Genomic DNA, 4,662 nt, shown 5'->3' on the forward strand with positions numbered 1-4,662 from the left:
CGCCCCGGGCACCGGCGTGCCGGTCGGCGAGGTCCGGGCCGAGCTGCTGGCGGCCGTCGGCGCGGACCCGGCCGCCGCGGTGCCCGTCGCGGGCGTCGCCGGACCGGACGGCGTCGACGCGATGCGCCGCGCGTACCGGCGCCGGCTGCTGCGGATCGCCGCCACCGACCTCACGTCCGGCGAGCCCCTGACCCGGCTGCCGGGCGTGGCCGCGGCGCTCGCCGACCTGGCCGCGGCCGCCCTGGAGGCGGCGCTGGCCCTGGCCCGCGCCGAGCTCGACGACCACGGTGCGTCCGTGCGGCTCGCGGTCATCGGCATGGGCAAGACCGGCGGGCGCGAGCTCAACTACGTCAGCGACGTCGACGTGGTCTACGTCGCCGAGCCGGTCGAGGGCGCCGACGAGGCCGGGGCCCTGGCCGCCGGGACCCGGCTCGCGACCGCCCTGGCCCGGGCGTGCGCGGCGCCGTCCGGCGAGCCCGCGCTGTGGCCCGTGGACGCGGCGCTGCGGCCCGAGGGCAAGGACGGCCCGCTGGTCCGCACCCTGGACTCGCACCGGTCGTACTACGAGCGCTGGGCCAAGACCTGGGAGTTCCAGGCGCTGCTCAAGGCCCGTCCGCTGGCCGGTGACGCGGAGCTCGGCCGCGCGTACGTCGAGACCACCAACCCGATGGTCTGGCAGGCGGTCCGGCGGGAGAACTTCGTCGCCGACTCCCAGGCGATGCGCCGCCGCGTCGAGCGGAACGTGCCGGCCGCGGAGGCGGACCGGCAGATCAAGCTCGGCGTCGGCGGGCTCCGGGACGTCGAGTTCACCGTGCAGCTGCTGCAGCTCGTGCACGGGCGCGCCGACCCGGAGATCCGCAGCGGGAACACCCTGACCGCGCTGGCGGCGCTGTCCGCGGCCGGTTACGTCGGCCGGGAGCACGCCGGGCAGCTCGCCGTCTGCTACCGGTTCCTGCGCGCGATCGAGCACCGGATCCAGCTGCACCGGCTGCGCCGCACGCACCTGATGCCGACCGCCGAGCCCGACCTGCGCCGGCTCGCCCGGTCGCTCGGGATGCGCGCCGAGGGCGCCGAGGGGCTGCTCGAGCGCTGGCGGCAGGTGCGTCGCGAGGTCCGCGACCTGCACGAGGCGCTGTTCTACCGGCCCCTGCTCCCGGCGACCGCGCAGCTGTCCACCGAGGACGTCAGCCTCGCCCCCGAGGCCGCGCGGGAGCGGCTGGCGGCGGTCGGCTACCGCGACCCGGCCGGCGCCGTCCGGCACATCGCCGCGCTGACCGAGGGCGTGACCCGGCGCTCGGCGATCCAGCGGCAGCTGCTGCCGGTGATGATCGGCTGGTTCGCGGACGGCCCGGACCCCGACGGCGGGCTGCTCGCGTTCCGGCGGCTGTCCGAGACGCTCGGCGGCACGCACTGGTACCTGAAGATGCTCCGGGACTCCGGCACGGCCGCCGAGCGGCTGGCGCGCGCGCTGTCGACCTCCCGGTACGTCGCGGACGCGCTGGCCCGGTCGCCGGAGTCGGTGGCGTGGCTGGACGACGACGCCGAGCTCGAGCCGCGCAGCCAGGACCGGCTGGCGGCCGAGGCGGACGCGATCCTCACCCGCGCGACCGAGCCGGTGCCGGCCGCGACCGCCCTGCGCGCGCTGCGGCGCCGCGAGCTGGCCCGCACCGCGGTCGCCGACGTCCTCGGCGTCGTGACCGGCACGCGGGCGTCCCGCAGCCTGACCGCCACGGCCGACGTGCTGCTGGCCGGGGCGCTGCGGGTGGCCGCGTGGGAGGAGCGCGCCGCGCGCGGGCTGGACGCCGACCCGACGCGGCTGCTGGTGGTGGCGATGGGGCGGCTCGGCGGGCGCGAGATGGGGTACACCTCGGACGCCGACGTGCTGTTCGTGCACGACCCGGTGCGCGGCGGCGGCCCGGACGGGGTGCTGGCGCAGGAGTTCGCCACCGGCGTGGCCACCCGGCTGCGGGCGCTGCTGGGCGCGGTCGGCCCCGAGCCCGCCCTGGAGGTGGACGCGGACCTGCGGCCGGAGGGCCGCAACGGCCCCCTGGTGCGCTCGTTCGACGCCTACGCCGAGTACTACGCGCGCTGGTCGCTGGTGTGGGAGAGCCAGGCGCTGCTGCGGGCCCGGCCCGTCGCGGGCAACCCGGTCCTGGGGGAGCGGTTCGTCGCCCTGGTCGACCCGCTGCGCTACCCCGCGGGCGGGCTGGACGCCGCCGGCGTGCGCGAGGTCCGGCGGATCAAGGCCCGGGTGGAGGCGGAGCGGCTGCCGCGCGGCGTGGACCCGACGCGGCACCTCAAGCTCGGCCGCGGCGGCATCGCCGACGTCGAGTGGACCGCCCAGCTGCTGCAGCTCCGGCACGCGCACGCGGTGCCGGGTCTGCGCACGACGTCGACGCTCGACGCCCTGGCCGCGGCCCGGGACGCGGGGCTGGTGACCGCGGACGACGCGGCGGTGCTCGTCGAGGCGTGGGACCTGGCGTCGCGGCTGCGGGACGCGCTGGTGCTGTGGACCGGGCGGACGGGGGCCTCGGCGGACGTGCTGCCGCACGACCGGCAGGTGCTGACCGGGCTGGCCGCGGTGCTGGGCTACCCGTCCGGGTCGGGGCAGGACCTGGAGGACGCCTGGTTGCGGGCGTCGCGCCGCGCGCGCCAGGCGGTGGACGAGGTCTTCTACGCCTGACCGCCCGCTCGAGCGGAGACGAGCGGAGCGTCCTGCCCGACACGCGTGGCGCGTCCGGGCAGAACGCTCCGGTCGAGGGGTTCGGGGGAGCGGTCGAGGCTCAGTCCGGGGGGTCGAGCGGGTCCGGGCTGGCCGTCATCGCGCCGTCCTCGAGGTTCTCCTCGAGGTCCTGGGCGACGTCGTCGCCCCGGTCGACGCCGCCGAGGTCCCGCTCGGGCTCGGCGTCGGGCGCCTCGGGGTCCTCGCCGGGGGTGTCCGGGATCCAGTCGTCGGTCGAGTCGGTCACGCGTCCTCCTCGGGTGGGGTCCGGCGCCCGCGCGGCGCCGGTCCGCCCGACGCTAGGCCGGGTCGACCGGCGGCGCGACCGGGGGCCGGAGCTCGTCCCCGCCGTCGTGCGGCTCGTCCTCCTTGCGGCGGCCGACCGACTCGTCCTCGAGCAGCGTCGGGTCCACCAGCTCGTGCCGGCGCAGGTAGGTCGACAGCACCGCCTGGATCGTCGCCACGACGGGCAGCGCCAGGAACGCCCCCAGGGCCCCGAACACGGCACCGGCCGCGATGACCGACAGGAAGGCGACGGCCGGGTTGAGCGCGAGCGACCGCTGCGACACCTTCGGGGTGAGGACCAGGTTCTCCACCTGCTGGTACGCGATGATGAACGCCAGCACGGCGAGGGCCCGCAGCGGTGACACGGTGAGCGCGACCAGGACGGGCAGGGCGCCGCCGATGTAGGTGCCGACGGTGGGGATGAACTGCGACACCAGGCCGGTGAACACGGCGAGCGGCAGCGCGTACGGGATCTGGACCAGCGCCAGGAAGGCCCACGTCGCGACGGTGGAGATGGCGGCGAGCACCAGCCGCGAGTTGATGAACCCCGCGACCTTGTCCTGCGACACCTCCCAGACCCGGAGCACCTCGCGCTGCCGGTGCGGGGCGAGGTACCGGCACACGGCGGCGCGGAACTTCGGCCCGGCGCTGGCCATGTAGTAGACGACGAGCAACACGGCGGTGGCCGTGAACAGCCCGCCCGCGATCGAGGTGCCGACGCCGATCACGCCGGGCGCGATGCTGCCGACGTAGTCGCCGGCGTTGTCCAGCAGCTCGTCGGTGCGGGGCAGCTGGATGTCGAACCGGTCCGACGCCATCGCGCGCAGGTCGGCGTAGTAGCCCGGGATGGACTGCACGAGGTCGACGAGCTGGTTGACGAAGAGCCCGCCCAGCAGGCCGAGCACCGCGATCCCGAGCACCAGCGCGCCGATCATCGTGAGGCCGGTGGCGAGCGGGCGCCGGATGCCGCGCCGGCCGAGCCACAGGATCATCGGCTCCATCGCGAGGGCGACGAACCACGAGATGACGATGATCGTCAGGACGTTGCCGAGCATCGACGCCGCGCGCCAGATCAGGATGCCGGCGAACGCCGCCGCGACCGTCATGGCGAGCGCGCGGGGCAGCCACCGCGGCGGGATGCGGGAGTCGCGGGCGCCCGGGGTGAGCCCGGAGCCGCGGGCGGCGGGCGCCGGGCGCGGGGCGGGGTCGTCGAGCGCGGGCATGCGGGGCTCCGTGGGGTCGGCGGCGGGTGCGCCGGTCAGGCTACCGGCGGCCGGTGCCGGGGGAGCGGGGGGCGCGCCCGGCGTCCGGCTGGACAGCGCGGGGCGGTCTGTGTGAGCGTTAACATACAACGATGGAGAAGTCAGCCGGGGACGAGCCCGGCGCTCTCGACGAGGAGACGACAGTGACGGACGTCGGCGCCGGTGTGGGCGTGAACCCGATCGTGCTGCAGCGGGCGGACCCGTGCGTGCTGCGGCACGGGGGGCAGTACTACTTCACGGGGTCGCACCCGCTGTACGACCGGATTGTGCTGCGTCGTGCGGAGCGCCTGGAGGACCTGCAGGCCGCGCAGGAGGTGACGATCTGGACCCGGCACGCGTCGGGTCCGCAGTCGCACCTGATCTGGGCCCCGGAGATCCACCGGATCGCCGGCG

General features: G+C 76.5%; 4 protein-coding genes. 2 read left to right on the forward strand and 2 right to left on the reverse strand.

Annotated elements, in window-relative coordinates:
• Nucleotides 1-2,683, forward strand: a 2,683-nt coding sequence (locus tag FA014_RS18015) for a bifunctional [glutamine synthetase] adenylyltransferase/[glutamine synthetase]-adenylyl-L-tyrosine phosphorylase (RefSeq protein ID WP_154731000.1), incomplete at its 5' end; no start/stop codon positions are given.
• Nucleotides 2,684-2,783: 100 nt separating this feature from the next.
• On the opposite strand, the gene FA014_RS18020 is transcribed toward FA014_RS18015, so the two are convergent.
• Both FA014_RS18020 and FA014_RS18025 read right to left on the reverse strand, forming a co-directional pair.
• Nucleotides 2,784-2,969 carry a hypothetical protein gene (locus tag FA014_RS18020; RefSeq protein WP_154731001.1) on the reverse strand — a complete coding sequence of 62 codons (186 nt, stop codon included), beginning with the start codon at nt 2,967-2,969 and terminating at the stop codon, nt 2,784-2,786.
• Between the two features lie 52 nt (nt 2,970-3,021).
• Nucleotides 3,022-4,230 (reverse strand): AI-2E family transporter, encoded by a 1,209-nt coding sequence (locus tag FA014_RS18025; protein ID WP_154731002.1) that lies wholly within the window; start codon nt 4,228-4,230, stop codon nt 3,022-3,024.
• A 131-nt stretch (nt 4,231-4,361) separates the two neighbouring features.
• Between FA014_RS18025 and FA014_RS18030 the strand changes: the two genes are divergently transcribed.
• A partial coding sequence (locus FA014_RS18030) for a family 43 glycosylhydrolase (protein WP_154731003.1) occupies nt 4,362-4,662 on the forward strand: 301 nt, incomplete at its 3' end.

This window comes from Cellulomonas hominis (assembly GCF_005239125.1).
Taxonomy (GTDB): Bacteria; Actinomycetota; Actinomycetes; order Actinomycetales; family Cellulomonadaceae; genus Cellulomonas; species Cellulomonas hominis_A.

Bases quoted from the DNA above. Each gene is read 5' to 3' on its own strand.
- FA014_RS18025 (WP_154731002.1), bottom strand. From the start codon at position 4,230: ATGCCCGCGCTCGACGACCCCGCCCCGCGCCCGGCGCCCGCCGCCCGC.